Annotated in this window: 14 protein-coding genes; 6 read left to right on the top strand and 8 right to left on the bottom strand. The window is 40.7% G+C overall.

Annotated features, from left to right (window positions below):
• Positions 1-32 precede the first annotated feature (32 nt).
• From DC498_RS11825 to DC498_RS11790, 8 genes are all read right to left on the bottom strand, one after another.
• Positions 33-1,328, bottom strand: a complete 1,296-nt coding sequence (locus tag DC498_RS11825) for a sensor histidine kinase (protein ID WP_116874365.1) — start codon at positions 1,326-1,328, stop codon at positions 33-35.
• The gene (locus tag DC498_RS11820) at positions 1,312-2,685 is read right to left on the bottom strand and encodes a sigma-54-dependent transcriptional regulator (RefSeq protein ID WP_116874364.1); all 1,374 of its coding nucleotides are present in this window, start codon (positions 2,683-2,685) and stop codon (positions 1,312-1,314) included. Before DC498_RS11820 ends, DC498_RS11825 begins: the two co-directional genes overlap by 17 nt.
• Positions 2,686-2,820: 135 nt before the next feature.
• On the bottom strand, positions 2,821-3,825 hold the full coding sequence (locus tag DC498_RS11815) for a PDDEXK nuclease domain-containing protein (RefSeq protein WP_116874433.1): 1,005 nt from the start codon (positions 3,823-3,825) through the stop codon (positions 2,821-2,823).
• A gap of 292 nt (positions 3,826-4,117) precedes the next feature.
• Positions 4,118-5,290 (bottom strand): ABC transporter permease, encoded by a 1,173-nt coding sequence (locus DC498_RS11810; RefSeq protein ID WP_116874363.1) that lies wholly within the window; start codon positions 5,288-5,290, stop codon positions 4,118-4,120.
• A gap of 31 nt (positions 5,291-5,321) precedes the next feature.
• The gene (locus DC498_RS11805) at positions 5,322-6,551 is read right to left on the bottom strand and encodes an ABC transporter permease (protein WP_116874362.1); all 1,230 of its coding nucleotides are present in this window, start codon (positions 6,549-6,551) and stop codon (positions 5,322-5,324) included.
• Positions 6,552-6,664: 113 nt separating this feature from the next.
• On the bottom strand, positions 6,665-7,330 hold the full coding sequence (locus DC498_RS11800; RefSeq protein ID WP_116874361.1) for an ABC transporter ATP-binding protein: 666 nt from the start codon (positions 7,328-7,330) through the stop codon (positions 6,665-6,667).
• A gap of 129 nt (positions 7,331-7,459) precedes the next feature.
• Positions 7,460-8,887 carry a TolC family protein gene (locus DC498_RS11795; RefSeq protein ID WP_240627986.1) on the bottom strand — a complete coding sequence of 476 codons (1,428 nt, stop codon included), beginning with the start codon at positions 8,885-8,887 and terminating at the stop codon, positions 7,460-7,462.
• Positions 8,888-8,925: 38 nt separating this feature from the next.
• The gene (locus DC498_RS11790) at positions 8,926-10,173 is read right to left on the bottom strand and encodes an efflux RND transporter periplasmic adaptor subunit (RefSeq protein WP_116874360.1); all 1,248 of its coding nucleotides are present in this window, start codon (positions 10,171-10,173) and stop codon (positions 8,926-8,928) included.
• Positions 10,174-11,068: 895 nt separating this feature from the next.
• Here DC498_RS11790 and DC498_RS11785 point away from each other — a divergent pair.
• From DC498_RS11785 to DC498_RS26645, 6 genes are all read left to right on the top strand, one after another.
• On the top strand, positions 11,069-14,140 hold the full coding sequence (locus DC498_RS11785; protein WP_116874359.1) for a PVC-type heme-binding CxxCH protein: 3,072 nt from the start codon (positions 11,069-11,071) through the stop codon (positions 14,138-14,140).
• 117 nt (positions 14,141-14,257) lie between these two features.
• Positions 14,258-14,986 carry a class I SAM-dependent methyltransferase gene (locus DC498_RS11780; RefSeq protein ID WP_116874358.1) on the top strand — a complete coding sequence of 243 codons (729 nt, stop codon included), beginning with the start codon at positions 14,258-14,260 and terminating at the stop codon, positions 14,984-14,986.
• A 28-nt stretch (positions 14,987-15,014) separates the two neighbouring features.
• Positions 15,015-15,683, top strand: coding sequence for a hypothetical protein (locus DC498_RS11775; RefSeq protein WP_116874357.1), 669 nt, complete (start codon positions 15,015-15,017; stop codon positions 15,681-15,683).
• Positions 15,684-15,944: 261 nt separating this feature from the next.
• Positions 15,945-16,334 (top strand): hypothetical protein, encoded by a 390-nt coding sequence (locus DC498_RS11770; protein WP_116874356.1) that lies wholly within the window; start codon positions 15,945-15,947, stop codon positions 16,332-16,334.
• A 14-nt stretch (positions 16,335-16,348) separates the two neighbouring features.
• Positions 16,349-16,939: a virulence RhuM family protein gene (locus DC498_RS11765; protein ID WP_116874355.1), complete on the top strand. Its 591-nt coding sequence runs from the start codon at positions 16,349-16,351 to the stop codon at positions 16,937-16,939.
• A gap of 47 nt (positions 16,940-16,986) precedes the next feature.
• Positions 16,987-18,351 (top strand): S8 family serine peptidase, encoded by a 1,365-nt coding sequence (locus tag DC498_RS26645; protein WP_116874354.1) that lies wholly within the window; start codon positions 16,987-16,989, stop codon positions 18,349-18,351.
• The last annotated feature ends 12 nt before the right edge of the window (positions 18,352-18,363 follow it).

Genomic DNA, 18,363 nt, shown 5'->3' with positions numbered 1-18,363 from the left:
AATACTTCCAGGTTAAAATATTACAGGTTGTATCAAAACCTTATCACAAATTCCGTGATGTCTGGTTCAACCGTTTTCAGGGAAAATGCAAAGCCATGATTCGTTAATATTTCTTTTACCAGCATAAGACCGATCCCCTGCCCGTCTTTTTTTGTGCTGAAGAAGGGGCTGAATAATTGTGCTGCTTCTTCTCTGGTTATTTCCTTTCCGTTGTTCGCAACAGTAAGCTCCCTTTTATACCGGTTGATATTAAATACTATATAGCCTTCAGATGCTATCGCTTCTATTGCATTCTTTACGATATTGATCAATACCTGTTCCATCTGCTGCGGATCTGCCGTTATATAAAATGCATCACCCGGCATATCGTATATAAATTGAATGTTTTTTTCCCCGGCTTTCATCTCCATCAGTTTTATGACGGATCGTATCATCTCCGGCAGGTTGATATTTTTCTTCTGCGGATCAGGAAGCCGCACCAGGTCGGCAAAATTGCGCATAAATACATTGAGATTATAATTGCGGTTAATAGCAACCTGCAATGCATCCTTCAAAGAGGTATGTTCCCCGTTCTCCCACAATGTATCTGATATAACTGTTGATTGAATAATGGAATTTACCGAGCCGATACTATTGTTTACTTCATGCGCCATCATACGGATCACTTTTCCATAAGCTTTTTTCTCGGCTGCCAGTATTTCGGCGGTTAATTCCTCTATCATAATAAAATGACGTGGAAAGCCCCTGTCAACAAAAGATGATTTTTGAATTTTATAAGTAGCTGTATTATTATAAGTAAAAGTTTTAGAGCCGCCTACCTGCAGATCGCGTAATTGCACAATAACAGGATGCGATATTTCATAAACAGAACTTGACAAAAGCTGCGTTCTTTCTGCCTGCAGCAATTGCAGGGCCCGCGGATTGATATCGTGTATCCGCTGATCAAAGTCTAAAATAACAATCCCAGTAGGAGAAGTGTGAATAAGTTTTTCGAGAAAAAAATGTTGCTGCTCCTGCCGGGTACGCTCTCTGCGCAGCTCATCCATCATCTGGTTGTATACCACAATCAATTCATCTATCTCATGCTTGCCGGTGGGTAAAAATTTAACATTGAAATCCCTGTCCTTTATCGCCTGTGTGCCTTCCATCAGCAGCTTCAGCGGTTGAATAAGCTGCCGGTACAACTGCCAGGAAAGAATGATGGAAATGATGATAAAAACTTCGGCAACAATGAAGAATACCTTGTTATCAAAAATGAACCAGGTAAGCGTTATCGCGATGAGATGCAGTATAACGACAAACAGGATGTATTTAGTCCTGGCTTTCATCGTAAGGAATATTGTGCTTATCCAAACGCCGGTACAGAGAGCTGCGGGTAAGCCCAAGTGAAGCTGCGGCCTTTGCTATTTTATTGTTATGAAAACTCAATGCCTTTTGGATCATCAGTACTTCGATCTCCTCTAATGTTAGTGTGCCTACTTCCGGTAATTGTATGCTTCCTTTTTTTACGGTTGATAAGGCGAGCTGTGAGCGAAAATCTTCTATATCCAGCTTTTCTTTTGCGCTGATCAGTACAGAACGTTCAATCAGGTTTTTTAACTGGCGTATATTACCCGGCAACGGTAATTGTTCCAGCCATTTCATTGCAGCGGCGGTAACCGAAAGCCCGGGGCGGTTGTAAATCTCCTTCATGTTATTAAGAAAGAAATTCACCAGCAACGGGATATCAGCTTTTCTTTCTCTTAAAGGCGGGAGATGTATGCTGATAAGATTGATCCTGTAAAAAAGGTCTTCCCTGAAAGAGCCGAGGGCTACCATTTCGTCCAGGTTTTTGTTGGTAGCGCAAATTACTCTTATATCAACGGTTTTGGTACGGCTGCTTCCCAGCACTTCATAAGTTCTGTCCTGCAATACACGAAGTAACTTTACCTGGCTGCTCAAATCAAGGTCGCCTATCTCATCAAGAAAAATAGTTCCCCTGTTTGCCATTTCAAACCTTCCTGTCCTGTCGGACCGGGCATCGGTAAATGCTCCACGCACATGACCGAACATTTCACTTTCAAACAAAGAAACAGATATACCGCCGAGATTAACTTTTACAAACGGCTTATTGGCGCGTAAGCTGTTTTGATGAATAGCTTCGGCGATCAGCTCTTTCCCTGTGCCGCTTTCACCGGTTATCAGCACCGATGCGTCTGTTGCGGCAACCCTGCCTGCCGTTTCAAGCAGCTCCAGCATGCGCGGGTCTTCCCCGATGATATATTTGAGATGATATTGTTCGTCTAACTGCTTCCGTGTTTTATGGGTTGATTTTGTTTCTTTCAGTTGCAATACTGTTTTTACAGATTGCAGCAGGTATTCATTGACCCAGGGTTTATTGATAAAATCAACGGCACCCAGTTTCATGCCCTTTACGGCAAGCTCAATCGTGCCCCAGCCCGTTATCAGAATTACAGGTATGGCGCTGTTGCGCTTTTTTATTTCTTCCAGTAGTTGCATGCCTTCCGTGCCGGAAGTTTCAATGGAGAAATTAAGATCAAGGATAATTAAGCTGACGGATTCTTGCGAAAGTATAGCCAATGCTTCCTCCTTTGAAGAAGCAGTTGCTATTGCATACCCTTCGCTTTGCAACAGCAATGTAAGCGAAGTTCTTACGGCGATATCATCATCAATAATTAAGATCATGGTAGTGGGGCAATTTAGGAGTTTTCCGGGTAAAGGTAGAGGATGGAAGGTATAGGTTGGAGAATAGAAAGGGATAAGCGGTAAGTATAATCACACCTCCTTTTTTCTTCTCTTTTTATTTGGTCGCTGTGTTGATTATGATCCTTCCAGGATTGCTTTTACTTTCTTTTGCAATTGTTTTTTATCAGGCAAATACAGTTGATATTTTGAAACAAAAATCTTGTTGGAAATTCCGCCTGTCGCAAATTCCACCAACACTTCATCTTTTTCTGCTGAAAGAATAATGCCAATTGGCTCATTATCGCCTTCAACACTTTCTTCTGTCTTGAAATAGTTCAGGTAAAGGTTCATTTGTCCGATGTCTCCATGATCAACTTTTCTGATTTTTAGGTCTATCAGTACAAAGCATTTCAGAATGCGGTGGTAAAAAACAAGGTCAATATAATAATGCTTGTTACGAAGTGAAATTTTGTATTGTCGTGCCACAAAAGCAAAGCCTTTGCCCAATTCAAGAAGAAACATTTGAAGATTGTCAATGATCTTTTGTTCAAGGTCTTTCTCCGTCATTCTTGGACTTTGCGGTATTTTCAGAAAGTCCAAAACATAAGGATCTTTAATTGCTTCTATCGGCTCTGAAACAATATACCCTTTTTCTGAAAGCCGCAAAACACCTTTCTTATCTTTGCTCAACGCAAGCCGTTCAAACAAGGAAGAATCAATCTGTCTTTCAAGTTCACGTTTGGACCAATTTTCGTGGATGGACTGCCTTTCATAAAATTTTCTGGCAGTATCTTCTGATACAGCAAGCAATACGATATAATGGCTCCAGCTCAATTTGGCAGACACTGTCTGCCATTTCTGATAGACAAGATAAAACCTCCTCATATCAAGAATATTCCGTCTGCCAAATCCTTTGCCATATCGTTGTCGTAAATCTTTAGAAAGTCTTGATAGTAAATCACTTCCGTATTCTGCTCGTTCTTGCCCGTGCTGTTCATATTCCACTATATGTCTGCCAATTTCCCAATTAGCTTTAACCAACTCCGTGTTTACAGCTTTAAATGCGTTTTGCCTTGCCTGATCAATAGTCAAGCCGATACTATCAAGTAGTTCGCAATATTTGGTTTTGTTTACTTTCACTTGTTTCAAGTTTGGTTGTATGGTAAAACCATTGGGTCAATTCTGGAATTTTTTCAATTAAATCAGGTTTTCAAGTCATTGCATGCAATTTACAAATATTGAAAACTCAATTATTAACATTCGTTATCCAGTTGGATACCACGATTTGCTGTTTTACATTGCCTTCACGTCAAGATCATTTATAATATTCGTGTATATTGGCCTGACACTGTCAGGCGAATTTGTTAATTATCCGGGTCGAACCTATAACCTGCATCTCTCTATACCTTACGCCTTATACTCTATACTCTCCTTACTCCTCATGCAACGCCACCGCCGGGTATATCCCTGCCGCCTGCCGTCCGGGGTAGAGCGAACAGATCAATACCAGCACATATATAAACACTATTGCCAGCAGCAGGGCAGTTAAATACACCCCGGCAGGCAGATCGAACACGTTTAAAATGGGGAACTGAACAGCAAAAAAAGAACCTATTATTAAAGAAAACGTTGCCAGGATCAGCGCTTCGGCTACCAACTGCGATGATACCGACATGGCCGTAGCGCCTACTGCCCTGCGCAGACCTATTTCTCCCCTTCGCTTATTGATATTGTACCATAGCACGCCGAATAGTCCGAGCGCTACATTAATGATCAAAAAACAGGCTATTATAGAAAGGGTGATCATCGGCACCAGCGCCCAGTAGTTTATGTCTTTTAATTTATTGGTAAGATGCTCTATTTCGATATTGGAATCTTTCATCATCCCGGCAACGGTTTTATATAACTGCCCCTCAAAAGCTGCATCCGCATTGGGCGTAACATCAACCAGTATCCTGTCTGTCCAGGGCATTAAATCCATATCTATTTTATCGTATAACCAATAGCCCACATCGGTATAATCACCTTTCATCTTGGTATCGTCTACCACGCCAATGATCTTTAGATCACTGTCTTTCCCTAAAAATTTGCCCACAGGGCTTTCATTCCCAAAGAAGTCCTGTTTTATTTTATTATTGATCACCACGGGCCGGGCCTTAGCGCTGATGTCATTTTTGCCAAACCATTCCCCCTCCGTCACTTGTATATGAAGCACATTCGTATAGTCCTTATCCACCCGGCAGAGATTGGGATTGATGTGTTTGCCATTGTACTCGTAACCACTCATCATGGTATTTTGTGAAAAAGGAACATTGCCGCTGGAATAGCTTACTCCTTTTACCTGCGGCATAGACCGGATGGTTTGTTTCAATCCTTCATAAAAAAGCATGATGGAATCTTTGTTCTGTGTTTTTAAGGTGTTGTTGTAATTGATCACCCACACATGCTCATATTGCATTCCCATGGGCGTTCTGTAATTGCGGTAAAAATGTACCAGCATCGTAAATACGGCAAACATTACCAAAAAAGAGATCAGCATTTCCGTGATCAGCAAAAAGTTTTGTTTCTTTTTGTTCCAGATGATTTTAAATAAATGCCTGAACATATAGTGTTGTATTAAAAATAAAAATGAATGATTATTGTGCTTTTAATGCGTTTACTACATTAAGCCTCGACATACGCCATGCCGGGTATACGCCTGACAGCAGGCCGAACAGGAAGCAGGCCAATAAGCCGACGAACAGCACGGTAAAATTCAACCGCAGCTCAAGATTGGCGATCAGGTCGGCGCTGTTGATCATTTGTAGAACAATAATAGAAAGTATGATGCCGATGACCCCGCCGATCAATGTAAGAATAATATTTTCTACAATGAACTGGTAAACCAGGGTACGCGACGATGCGCCGAATGCTTTTCGCACACCGATTTCAGATGACCGCTCCATAATGCGGGTAATATTGATGTTAATTAGGTTGAGCGTTGGCAGCAACATCACCAGCAAAATAAAAATGCCTATAGCCGTAAGCGCATAGGCCATACCTGACTTTTGATCGTCACCGGTATTTACGTACGCGGGAATAAAAGCTTCTGCAGTGCAGTATATCTTGTTGAACTCTTTGCTGCTCATGGGTAACTTGCTGACCATCTGGTCAAACTCTTCTTTCATTTTAGGCACATCGGCGCGGGTAGGAGCAAGCAGTATACCGTAGTAATTACCCCGATAGCCGGTATTGCTTTTATAATCGGTTTTTGAAACAGTATATGGAAGATAAATATCGCTATACATCATATACAAGGTAATGGGAACATTTTTTACAACACCGCTCACCCGGTATTGCACATTATCTGCTTCAATATACTTGCCCACTACAGAGGGCACATTTCCAAAAAACGCTTTTTTCGTATTTTCAGATATCACCGCTACGCGCTCGCTGTTGTCTATCTGTTGCTTTGTAAAAGGCTTGCCTTCTAAAAATTCGTACTCCGTTATATCCCAGTATTCGGCATTGGTGTATTTGTAGTTGATGGCAATTTTTTTGTTGTTGACATAGGTATTCGTGCCTTTAAAACCGGAAGATATGGCAAGTGCGACAGGCGTTTTCAGGCTTCTTACATAATGATCGAGGAAATAAAAAGAAGGCGCACCGCCGTTATACGAGTGTTCTCCCCGCTCCGTCATTGTATTGGTATATAAAGACCGGTCTCTTTTTTTGTCCGGATAACGATCATTCACTACCTTATCAATGAACGCGGCAAGTACGACTAATATAGTGAGCGTAAAGCTGATGCCGAACAGGCTGATAAAAGTGAAAAACTTCCTGCGCTTTAAAACCGCAATGGCTATTTTGAAATAATTTTTTAGCATACAAAAATTTATCGTTTATGGTTTGTTGTTTATCGTGGAGTTATTTCACGTTTCACATCTCCCGTTTGACTATTGCTCATTGCTGACGGCTGATAGCCGATAGCTCACAGCTTTCAGCTCACCTGGCTTCCATCAAATAACCTTACCAGCCTGTGTGTTCTCTTTGCCATGTTTTCATCATGGGTTACCATTACTATTGTGGTGCCTTCCGCCTTGTTCAGGTTAAGCAGTATCTCCATGATCTCGTTACCCATAGCGCTGTCAAGGTTACCGGTCGGTTCATCTGCCAGGATAATTTCCGGTTGACCAACAATAGCCCTTGCGATGGCTACCCGCTGCTTTTGTCCGCCGGAAAGCTGCGTGGGGAAATGCCTGACACGGTTACTTAATCCTACTTTTTCCAGTGCTTCTTTGGCAAGACTTGTTCTTTCTTTTGAAGTACTGCTCCTGTAAAGCATTGGCAATTCCACATTGTCAAGCACTTTCAGGTCATTGATCAGGTGATAGCTCTGGAAAATAAAGCCGAGCTTTTTGTTCCTGAACTGTGCCAGCTCCCTGTCGGAAAAACGATCTGTTTTCTGGTCATCAATCTTAACATCGCCTTTGGTAGGTGTATCAAGCAGCCCCATGATATTCAACAGGGTGCTTTTTCCACAACCGGATGGGCCCATAATGGAAAGAAATTCTCCCTTCTCTATATTGAGACTGATACTGCTCAATGCCAGCGTTTCTACCGTATCCGTGCGGTATACTTTCTGTATGTTCTGCAAATGGATCATGTATTTATAGTTTATTGTTTCAAGTTACAGGTACGCCTCTCACGTTTCACCTCTCACTATTGTCTATTCACTATTGCCCATTCACTTCTCTCATTCCCTCATTTTCAAATTTTCAAATTCCCAAATTGTTCATTTGTACTCTATCTTCTCCTTCTTTTCAAAATCATACAGCGATAAATACCGCAACTGGAAATAGGCTCCCCAAAAGTCACGAAGGGCGGCAATATAATCCCGCTTTGCCTGGTCCTTTTCCTGGAAGGCAATGCTGAGGTCGGTGATACTGAGATTACCCAGCACATACCGGTCTTTCGCTATCTGGTATTTTTCACTTGCAATGCTGTCTGCATTGGCCGTCAGTTGCAGTTGCTCCTTCATCATGTCAAAAAGGGTAACCTGTGTAACGATCTCCTGTGTAAATATCTGCTTATCCTGCTCCACCGCATATTCCGTGAACTGCATATTAGCCTGTGCTGTTTTTGTCCTTGATCTTGATCTTCCCCAGTCCAGTATCGGGATGGTAAAGATCAACTGCACTTCCTGCTGGTTCTGTGGCGACCGGTAAACGCCGGGCACTGTTGCTGCGCTTTTTGAAAAACCCAGTTGCGCTGTCAATGCCGCGTTCAATCCATTATCACCTTTTGCTTTTGCCACATCGCGGTTTGCTTCTGCTATCCTGCGTACGAACGCGATAGCATCACTCCTGTTGGCGTAGGCTTCTTCCAGTACCTTATCCGTTGACACCTGCATATCAATGGCGGATTGTGGAACAACCAATGCTATATTCTCCGCATTATTCAGTCCTGCATAGGCGCGCAGGTTCAATGTAGCGATTTCTTTATCCCGTTTGGCAATGCCTGCCGCCTTTTGCGCCTTGAGCTGCTCCAACTGCAGTTGCAGTATCTCATTCTTTGATATTTTACCCAGGTCGTATTTTTCTTTCGCGATCTGCTGTATCTTTTCCGTGTTCGTTAAATTGGTTTGTGCGATCTGCAGGTTCACCTGCGCCAGCAGCAGGTCAAAAAAATAGCCATTCGCTTTTATGGCGATCTGTTCCATATTTTCAATGAACGCCTGCCTGCTTTCGTTAAATTTCAGCGGCTCTATTTTCTTATCCCAGAACAGGCTGTTAAACTGGAACAAAGGCTGCATATAGCCTATACCGAAAGGCACACTGTTGTATAGTGTGTTCTTCCTGTCAAAATCATCAAAGCGTTGCAGTTGCGTAGTGCCGTATACCGTACCGCCGGTAGCCGAAATGCCCTGGCTGAAAGACAGGTTGAGCGAAGAATTATTATTATGAACAGATTGAAACAGTATAGTGCCATCCGGCTGTTGCACTTCGGTAAATGTTTTGTTGAAACCAGGCAATGTGCCGTTCAGCGACAACTGTGGCTGGTAATTGGAACGATAGGTACGGTACTGCCAGTACTTTGTTTCTCTTGTCGTAATGGCTTGTTTTGACTCAATTGATTTTAGCTTCGACATATCAACCACCTGTTGCAGTGTGAGCAGGATGGTATCATCCTTCAATTGTGCATATCCGCTGTTGCAGCACATAACCATAATTATATAACATATTACTCCCTTCATCATATTCAATTGTCAATGGTTATTTCCTTCGCGTTCTTAAAGCTGCTCATGTCTGAAATAATGATCACTTCACCTGCTTTTACATTATTCTTCAATTCCACGTAATCAAAATTGCTCATGCCGGTCTGTACTGTTCTCCGTTCCGCTTTATTATTGTTCACCACAAAAACATCCTGGGTGCTGGCGCCTTTAAATGCAGGCCCGTTGGTAATGCGGAGTATATTATGCTGAGAAGCGGTTACCAGGTATACATCAACCTTCATGTTCGGGCGGAGCAGCTTATTGTTCCTGTCGTCTAATTGTATATCGAATGATACCAGGTTATTCTGCACAGAGGGCTGGATATTTACTACAGTCCCTCTTAAAGCCGTATCAATGGTGCGCACAATGGCGGTTATGCCCCTGCGCAATTCATTCAGGTAATTATCAGAAACACTTCCCTGCACTTTGAAGCTGCTGAGATCCGCTATGCGGGCTAGCGCTTCGCCCTCATGCACATTGGTACCGATATTTTTGTTTATCCAGGTCACTACCCCGTCGCGGCTGGCAACTATATTGGCCAGCTTCAGCTTGCGTTCCAGTGCACGCAAGTCGCTTTCCTGTATGGCTGCCGCAATCTCCGCTTCCTTCATTTCTACCTGCATGGTTTGCTGCTTGGTTCTTATCTCATTTTCCAGTTGCTGCTTTTCCAGCTTCGCTACTTTTAGATCCAGCTCCGCTTTTTCAATATCTTCTCTTGTGCCGCCACCGGCTTTGAACAATCGTTTGGTGTTCTCCACATCCGCTTCGAGGCTGTTGATACGGAGCTGCTTCACATCGTTGTTCGATTGAATATCGTAAAAGCTCTTATCCAGCTCAAGCTTCAGCTTCCGGATATCGTTACGTTTTGATTCAAGCTGGAATTTTATTTTTTCATATTCCGTTTGAGCGGCAGATTTATCAAGGGTAAGCACCGATTGCCCTGCCTTTACCTGGCTGCCGGCATTCAGCTCCACCTGTTGAACCGATGCGTTTATCGAGCTTGATATGGTTTCTTCAAATTCAGGCAATACTTCTCCCGATGCGGTAATAGTGTTTTCAATATCGCCGATTTCCACTACGGCCGTAATAATGGATGATCTTTTTACGGAAGAAGAAAGAGAAGCGCGGAGCAGCCATACCAGTATAGCTATGACAACTGCCGCTATGACCAAAACAAATACCGTTTTCTTTTTCCTATTCAACCTTACTTCTTCTTCGATCGGCGTATCCATAAAAAATTTTAGAACAATTTTGTTCCAAGAGGAATGCCAAAGAGAAAGGAATAAGAATGAACGTGTTATGTAATTCCGGTGACAAAAAACTGTCCGGTACCGGACAAAATGTTTGATAGTGAACTGATCGGGCACAACACTTCATCACAGATACCTCGTGCCTGCCAATGCCGTTGAGAGACTGCTTCTCCCGCCGAGATATATTTTTAATTCAAATTTTCATCAGGGCGGGGTCGCAGAGAGAGAGTTCTGTTTTTAAAATCAGCAATAAAGTAAAGTATACAATTACTCAACCACTCGCCCGTCCTTGCGATCCCGCCAGCATCGAAACTTTAGTTGAAGCAAAGTTTTGGCGGGAGAAGAAATCTCCAAACTTTCATTGATTTACAATTGCTGTTAATCCAACGTCATGAGACCTTCATTGATTTGACGTCCTTTATTATTTACCCGGAATGGCAGGCTAATTATTATATATACCCCACTGATTATGCGGCACAACAAGTATTAGTTGCGGATGAGTAATCTTCTTTAAGGTCGGTACGACCGACAGTATGGTAGCCTAAGCAGGATCACATCTACACAAAGCCTCGAATTGCCCCGTCCTTAAGGACGGGGCAATTCAAATTGTAAACATACAATCCGGGTATACATATTTTTAAATGTCGCCTCTACGAGGCTTTGTTCTAACGAATACTACATGTGCTATCATACTATCGGTCGTACCGACCTGGACAGGCACATAAGGGCTTTAAGAATGCTATGTATATATCTCTTGTTTTGCAGGCGCCCCTGCTCGATTAATCTGAAATATCTCCGTGCCAGGCCAAATTAAACCCATAATTTTTTTTACATTTAACCTTTCCCAAAATAATATTTGACAAACCCACTTCTTGCCATGCAAATTTTTTTAACGTCGTTCCCCCAACTTTCCAAACGCAACTTATTTTTAATGCTTGCTGCCTTTAGCTTATGTTATTACAGTTGCGATCAACCTGACAAAAAACCTGCTGAAACCAAACAACTTACAGAAGAAGAAAAACACCTGCCTGAAAATGCTTTAGCAGGTATAAAATGCCCTGATGATCTTGATATAACCTTATTCGCCGGTGAGCCAATGCTCATTAATCCAACCAATATGGATATTGATGAAAAAGGAAGAGTATGGGTATGCGAAGGTTATAATTACCGTTATTCACTTCATCCCGATAACCCTTACAATAAAGAAGGCGACAGGATTGTAATTATGGAAGATACAGACGGCAATGGTAAAGCGGATAAGCAAACCGTTTTTTACCAGGGAGAAGATATTAACTCGGCGCTGGGTATTGCAGTGCTGGGTAATAAAGTAATTGTTTCACGTAGTCCTGACGTGTTTGTATTTACAGATGAAAACAATGACGGCAAAGCGGATAAAAAAGATACTTTATTCTCGCACATCAGCGGTATTGAGCATGATCATGCTATACATGCTTTTAATTTTGGCCCGGACGGTAAGCTGTATTTCAATTTCGGTAATGAAGGCGACAGCTTAAAAGATAAGCATGGAAATCTTTTAAAGGACATATATGGAAATGAGATCACCAATAGCGGTAATCCCTGGAGGGAAGGCATGGTTTTTCGCTGTGATATTGATGGAAAAAATATTGAAGTGCTGGGCAGCAACTTCCGTAATCCTTACGAAATTTCAGAAGATTCTTATGGCACGCTCTGGCAATCTGATAATGATGATGACGGTAATAAAGGAGTGCGTATAAACTATGTAATGCAGTATGGAAAATTTGGATATAAAGATGAAATGACCGGTGCGTACTGGGGAGAAAGAAGGGTGAATATTGAAGACTCTGTTCCCTTCCGTCACTGGCATTTGAATGATCCCGGTGTGGTGCCTAATATGCTGCAAACCGGCGGCGGTTCGCCAACAGGCATACTCGTATATGAGGGCGATCTGTTGCCTGAACGTTTCCGTAACCAGCTTATTCACTGCGATGCGGGCCCGAATGTTGTTCGCTCTTATGCGATATCAGATGACGGCGCGGGATATAAAGCAACCATTAATAATATTGCAGAAGGAACAGGAGATAATTGGTTCCGGCCTTCGGATGTATGTATAGCACCTGATGGCTCACTGCTGATAGCTGACTGGTACGACCCGGGCGTTGGCGGTCACAATATCGGCGACTTTAAAAAGGGAAGAATTTTTCGTGTTACACCAAAAGGCAATACAAAATATACTTTACCTGCATTAGACCTTACTACCATTGATGGCGCGATACAGGCACTGCAAAGCCCTAATCTTTCCACAAGATATCTTGCCTGGCAAAAGCTTAACAGCGAAGGAGAAAAAGCAGCGCCTGCATTGGAAAAAATGTTTCAGTCATCCAATAGCCGTTTTCGCGCAAGGGCATTATGGTTATTAAGTAAAATACCCGGCAAAGGTCTCAACTATGTGCAGCAGGCATTGAAAGATAATGATGCCAATATCCGCATCACCGCTTTGCGTGCAGGATTACAAATTAAAGCGGATACTTTGCAGATGGCGCAAGCATTAATAAATGATCAGCGTGTACAGGTAAGAAGGGAAGCTTTGCTGGCGCTTCATCACAACAAATCTGCCGGAGCGCCGGCTCTATGGGCACAATTGGCCAACCAGTACGATGGAAACGACAGGTGGTACCTTGAAGCGTTGGGTATCGGCGCTGATCAGCAGTGGGATAGTTTCTACCAGGCATGGCTACAACTGGTGAACAATAGCTGGAATACGCCTAAAGGCAAAGACATTGTATGGCGCGCAAGAACAGATGCCGCGCTGCCAATGCTGGTTCGTATCATATCAGATCATAACGTTGACCCGCACTTGCAGCTAAAATATTTCAGAGCTTTTGATTTTCATAAGGGCCCGGCAAAAACAAAAGCCTTGTTGTCGTTGCTTGAAGCCAACCATCCGCAACAGGATTATATAAACGCGATAACATTATTGCAGCTTGATCCTAAAACACCACAAACCCCTCAATTGAAAAAAGCATTTGAAAGCGGCTTGAAAAATGTGGCTGGAACACAAACCTATATTGACCTTTTAAGAAAATATAATATCAAAGGAAAGCATGCGGAGCTGATGGCAATTTTTGATAACAATGAAAAGGAGCAAACCAAAACAGACGCCTTGAGGTATATACTTCAATCGGGCGGAAGCACTTACCTTAAAAAAATTATTGATGCAGATAATGCACAATCAAAAAAAGTAGTGAGCCTGATCGGGAAAACTGCTGACAAAAATGCCGAAGAAATATTACAAAGGGTAATAACGGATACAGCAAAAAACACTAACTTAAGAAAAGAAGCAATGGTTTCGCTTGCTTCACGCTGGAACGGGCAGACGATACTATTGAAAATGGCAAAGGAGCAAAAATTTTCGGATGATATTAAGCCCGCAGCCTGGGAGATTTTTTCAACATCATACCGGCAGGATTTAAAAGATGAAGCGGCAAAACAAATGGGGGGTATGGTTGCTGCAAAAACAAGCCTGCCTGATATTTCAACCATGGTGGGCATGAAAGGAAATGCTGACTCAGGCACGATTGCATATACAACATATTGCGGTGTTTGTCACCAGGTGCAGGGTAAAGGCATTGCTTTTGGTCCTGACCTTTCTGAAATAGGAACAAAATTGCCAAAGGAAGCATTGTATACCGCTATCTTAAAACCCAGCGAGGGAATAAGTTTTGGTTTTGAAGGATATACGTTCAAATTAAAAAACGGCAGCGAAGTAACAGGTTATATAGCAAGCCAGACAGAAGATGAAGTAAGCATCAAAACCATTGGCGGCGCAATAGAAAAGCAAAAGAAGTCAGATATAGTAAACAAAACGCCGCTAAAGCAATCATTAATGCCTGAAGGTTTGGGAGAAGGGATGGGCGTAAACCAATTGGTGAACCTGGTAGAGTATCTGAGCGAGTTGAAGAAGAAATGAAATGAATTTCACGCGGCGAACGCAGCGGAGCGGCGTCGCAAAGACAACGTTTACTGTAAGCGCTGCTCCGCTGCGTTCGCCGCGTGAAATTGTTTTATTCAACAATATGCTTTGTAAATGAAATGCTTTTTCCATATTATAATAGTTTTTTGCACTTTTATTAATTGCAATACTTCACAAAACAAACCTCCAATTCCTGCACAGGAAAAACTCTATACTTACGGAAATAAAACACCTGATGGTATTGGTAAATATTACCAGGGCAGGGAAATAGCGCACATGATGGGACCCGTTGGAATAGACTGGCTAAACAGAACAGAAAGAGATAAAGAAGAAAATGTAACCATTGCCATTGATAGTATGGAAATAAAACCGGGAATGGTAGTTGCCGATATCGGCGCAGGTTCCGGGTACTATAGTTTCAGGATAGCCAGAAAACTCGGCAGCGGAAAAGTATATGCCGTAGAAGTGCAGGATGAAATGATCAATGCTTTGAAAGCTGAAAAGCAACAATTACAGGATAAAATTGTTGAGATAGTAAAAGGCGATGCTGTAAGCGTGAATTTACCAGGCAGCTCTATTGATCTTGCTATAATGGTAGATGTATATCATGAACTGGAATACCCGCATGAGATATTGCAGTCCATCAAAAAAGCATTAAAATCCGGTGGTAAAATTTTACTGGTTGAATACAGGGGAGAAGATCCATCTATACCCATAAAGCCATTGCATAAAATGACGGTAACACAGGCAAATAAAGAAATGTCTGCCAATGGTTTTACACTATACCGTAAAGGAGATTTTCTTCCGATACAGCATTTTTTAATGTATGAAATAGAAAAGTGAAGTATCTAAAAAATAATATTATTGTAAGATGGAAAATGAATATATCACATTTAAACAATTCAATAATATTGAAGTCGCAAATGTAATTTGTGAGGAATTAAAAAGCAACGGCATAGCCTATACACTAAATGATGATAAAGAATTCTCTGACATAAATTTCCCCAGGGCTCAATTTGAAAACGCTATCTCCCTTAATCTTCAAGCTACTGACTTTGTAAAAGCGCAAGAAATATTAGATAACTTCTACAGGAAACAGATACAAACAGTTAGTCCCGATTATTATCTATTTCAATTTAGCGATAACGAATTAATGGAAATTATTTTAAAGCCTGATGAGTGGGGGGAATTCGATTTTCATCTTGCCCAAAACATATTAAAAGATAGAGGACTGGAAATTAAACCAGAGATTGTGGAATTAATAAAAGTGGAAAGAACCAGAGAAATAACAAAACCAGAAAGTGTAAATAAGTATTTGATTTATCGCGGCTATTGGGCAGCACTATTTGGTGGAATTTTTGCTATTTTTTGGGGTTACGATATAGCTTATTCGAAAAAGATCTTGCCTAATGGAGAGCAAGTGTATACATACAATGAAACAGAAAGAAAACACGGTGAGCGAATTACTTTAATTGGAATAATTAGTTTAATTGTGTGGATAGGAATTTTTATAATGATAAAAATTAATCAATATCAATAATAACCATCACAGTCAGGATTATCTTCTTTAAAAAATTTCTTTACAGCAACTTCGTCACCATATCTCACCTGCCTTGATTCGTGTCTCACCATAGCTGTCATGAGCCAGTTATATACCCCATATTCGGCTTATACAGCGGGGCTCCGAAAAATATATAGGACCTGATATTTATAAGATACTTTTATGCAAATAATCAAACAATTAAAAAGATGGATAATAGATATGTTTTGAATTATAAATACATATAAATATATTTGTATTATGAAAATAAAATTCTTTAATCCGGATAGTCTTGATAAAAATCTGAAAGCTACCGCACACAAAAGCGGAAAACTTGGATTTACGGTAGATGCTGCAAGAAGACTAAGGCTGGAAACTAACAAAAGCGCTGCAATAGGAACAAATGAGGATGACGCTTCAGACGATTCTCTGTATATAATTATATATAATGAGGTTAGGAGCGACGCTTTTCGCATCGCTAAGGCAGGACAGTATTATTACATTAACCTGAAGGCGTTATTTGATGCATTGAAAATCAATTATAAGCAGGAATCAGTGGTGTATGATATTTCTGAAGTAACCTTTGGAGATGATACCGTTTTTAAATTTTCCCGCAGAAAAAACACCAAAAAAGCGGGTATTGAACTTTAAATAACAGCTAATCTATGGAAAGTGAAATTTTAATTTATCAAACGGAGGGAGGCGACACTAGGATTGAAGTAAGGCTTGAGAGCGAAGATGTTTGGCTTTCTCAAGTGCAAATGGCAGTATTGTACCAAACAACAAAGCAAAACATTAGCCTTCATTTAAAGAATATTTTTAAAGAGGGAGAATTGGCTGAAGAGTTAACCGTCAAGGATTACTTGACAGTTCAATTGGAAGGGGGACGGTCTATTAAAAGAGCTATCAAATATTATAACCTGGATGCCATTATATCCGTTGGGTACCGGGTGGACAGCCGCCGGGGTACTCAATTTCGTATATGGGCCACCCGGCGTCTTAAGGAATACCTGGTAAAAGGATTTACGCTGGATGATGAGCGCTTAAAATCCGGCAACCAGCCCAACTATTTCCAGGAGCTGCTGGATCGTATACGGGATATACGCTCCACCGAAAAGATCTTTTATGAAAAAGTAAAAGAAATATACGCCACCAGTATAGATTATGACCGGAATGCTGCTACCACGCAAAAGTTTTTTGCTTTCATGCAAAATAATCTGCACTGGGCCGTGCACCAGCATAGAGGTGTTTCGTGAGACATGAACCACGGAGGATGTAGACATGAAAACAACAAAGGAAGTGTATGCCAGATAACAAACATGTTTTTTTAATAAACGAAAAAGCGGATAACCCAAAGTTCAAAAGACAAAGGGGATGGAAAAACAAAGAAGATGATGAACCTGTTGTTCCGCCTCAACCAAAATTTATTAAAGATTTTCAGAAAGAAAGATTTCGGACTGATAATATTTCATTTTATGCTCAACAAAAATTAAGAAGAGAAACAAGGCAAATAATATTTCCTAAGTACATAGATTTAGTTCGTATTTATTTTCATACAATTTTTAATGCTGACTTAATAAAAAAATTTGAAGAAAGATATGGATTAAGCCCCGTCTCTTTTAGTCACTATAATAAAACTGTTGTTTTTGAAATTACTAATGAAAAACTCTTTTTGAATTTTGAGAAGCACATTGTGCAGGTAGTAGAAAGTCCTGATGAAACGCCTTACGATAATCAACCTTTCAATCTTATTGCATTAATTTTAAAATTTGAGTTCATTGGAACAAATTATCGTCTTTTAACTTCAAGGGAGACAGGAATTTTATTAACGCTTATATCCTCTTCAAATATTGTTTTTTCGGAACAAAAAGAAACTCTCTTGAAATTTCTTGAATCTAAAAATATAACATATACCTATAATCCGGCTGCGCCTGATATAATTGAAATTAGCACCGTAAATAAAGCAGATACTAAATTCATTGCGGACAATTTTGATATAGTTCGTATAATTACAAGTACAAGAGCTTTAAAAGTACGCCCAGGTGAATATGGTTCAGTAAGGCGAGAATATGGATTTACTGTCGACGCATCCGAACATCTTACTTTAGTTGGAATAATTGATACAGGAATTACCAAAATAGAACCTCTGAATGATATAATTACTGCAACAAATTATGACCATACTGGTAAAGGCGCATTTTGGGATGAAGCAGGACATGGTACAATGGTGGCTGGCTTAGTGGTATTGGGGGATGATTTTCAAAAAGAAATTAAAGAAAGCTATCTTGCCAAAGCAAGACTTATCACAATTAAGGCTTTACATTTTACAGATGATGATATTAATATTCCACAATTATTGAATGACATTAAGGATGCTAAACAAAAACATGGTGTTCGTTTATTTAATATGTCATTAAATATACCTTTAGCGAAACGGTATAATGATACATATTGTCAATTTGCTTATGAATTAGATAAATTGGCTTACGAGGAAGATATTCTGATATTTCTATCTGTTGGGAATTTTGACGAAGACAGTTTGCATGATTTAGTTATCAGTGATACTCACCCTGACCATGACTACCCTACTTTTTTTATAACCTTAATAGCACAAGTCAAGTTCATAATTGTCAGAATACAAATATTTCAGAACCGTCTGAATCTCTGAATAATGTTTCAG

It is taken from the genome of Terrimonas sp. (assembly GCF_003075435.1).
Lineage (GTDB): Bacteria > Bacteroidota > Bacteroidia > Chitinophagales > Chitinophagaceae > Agriterribacter.
The sequence above is the reverse complement of the archived record's forward strand: the minus strand, read 5'-3'. Positions and strand labels throughout refer to the sequence as shown.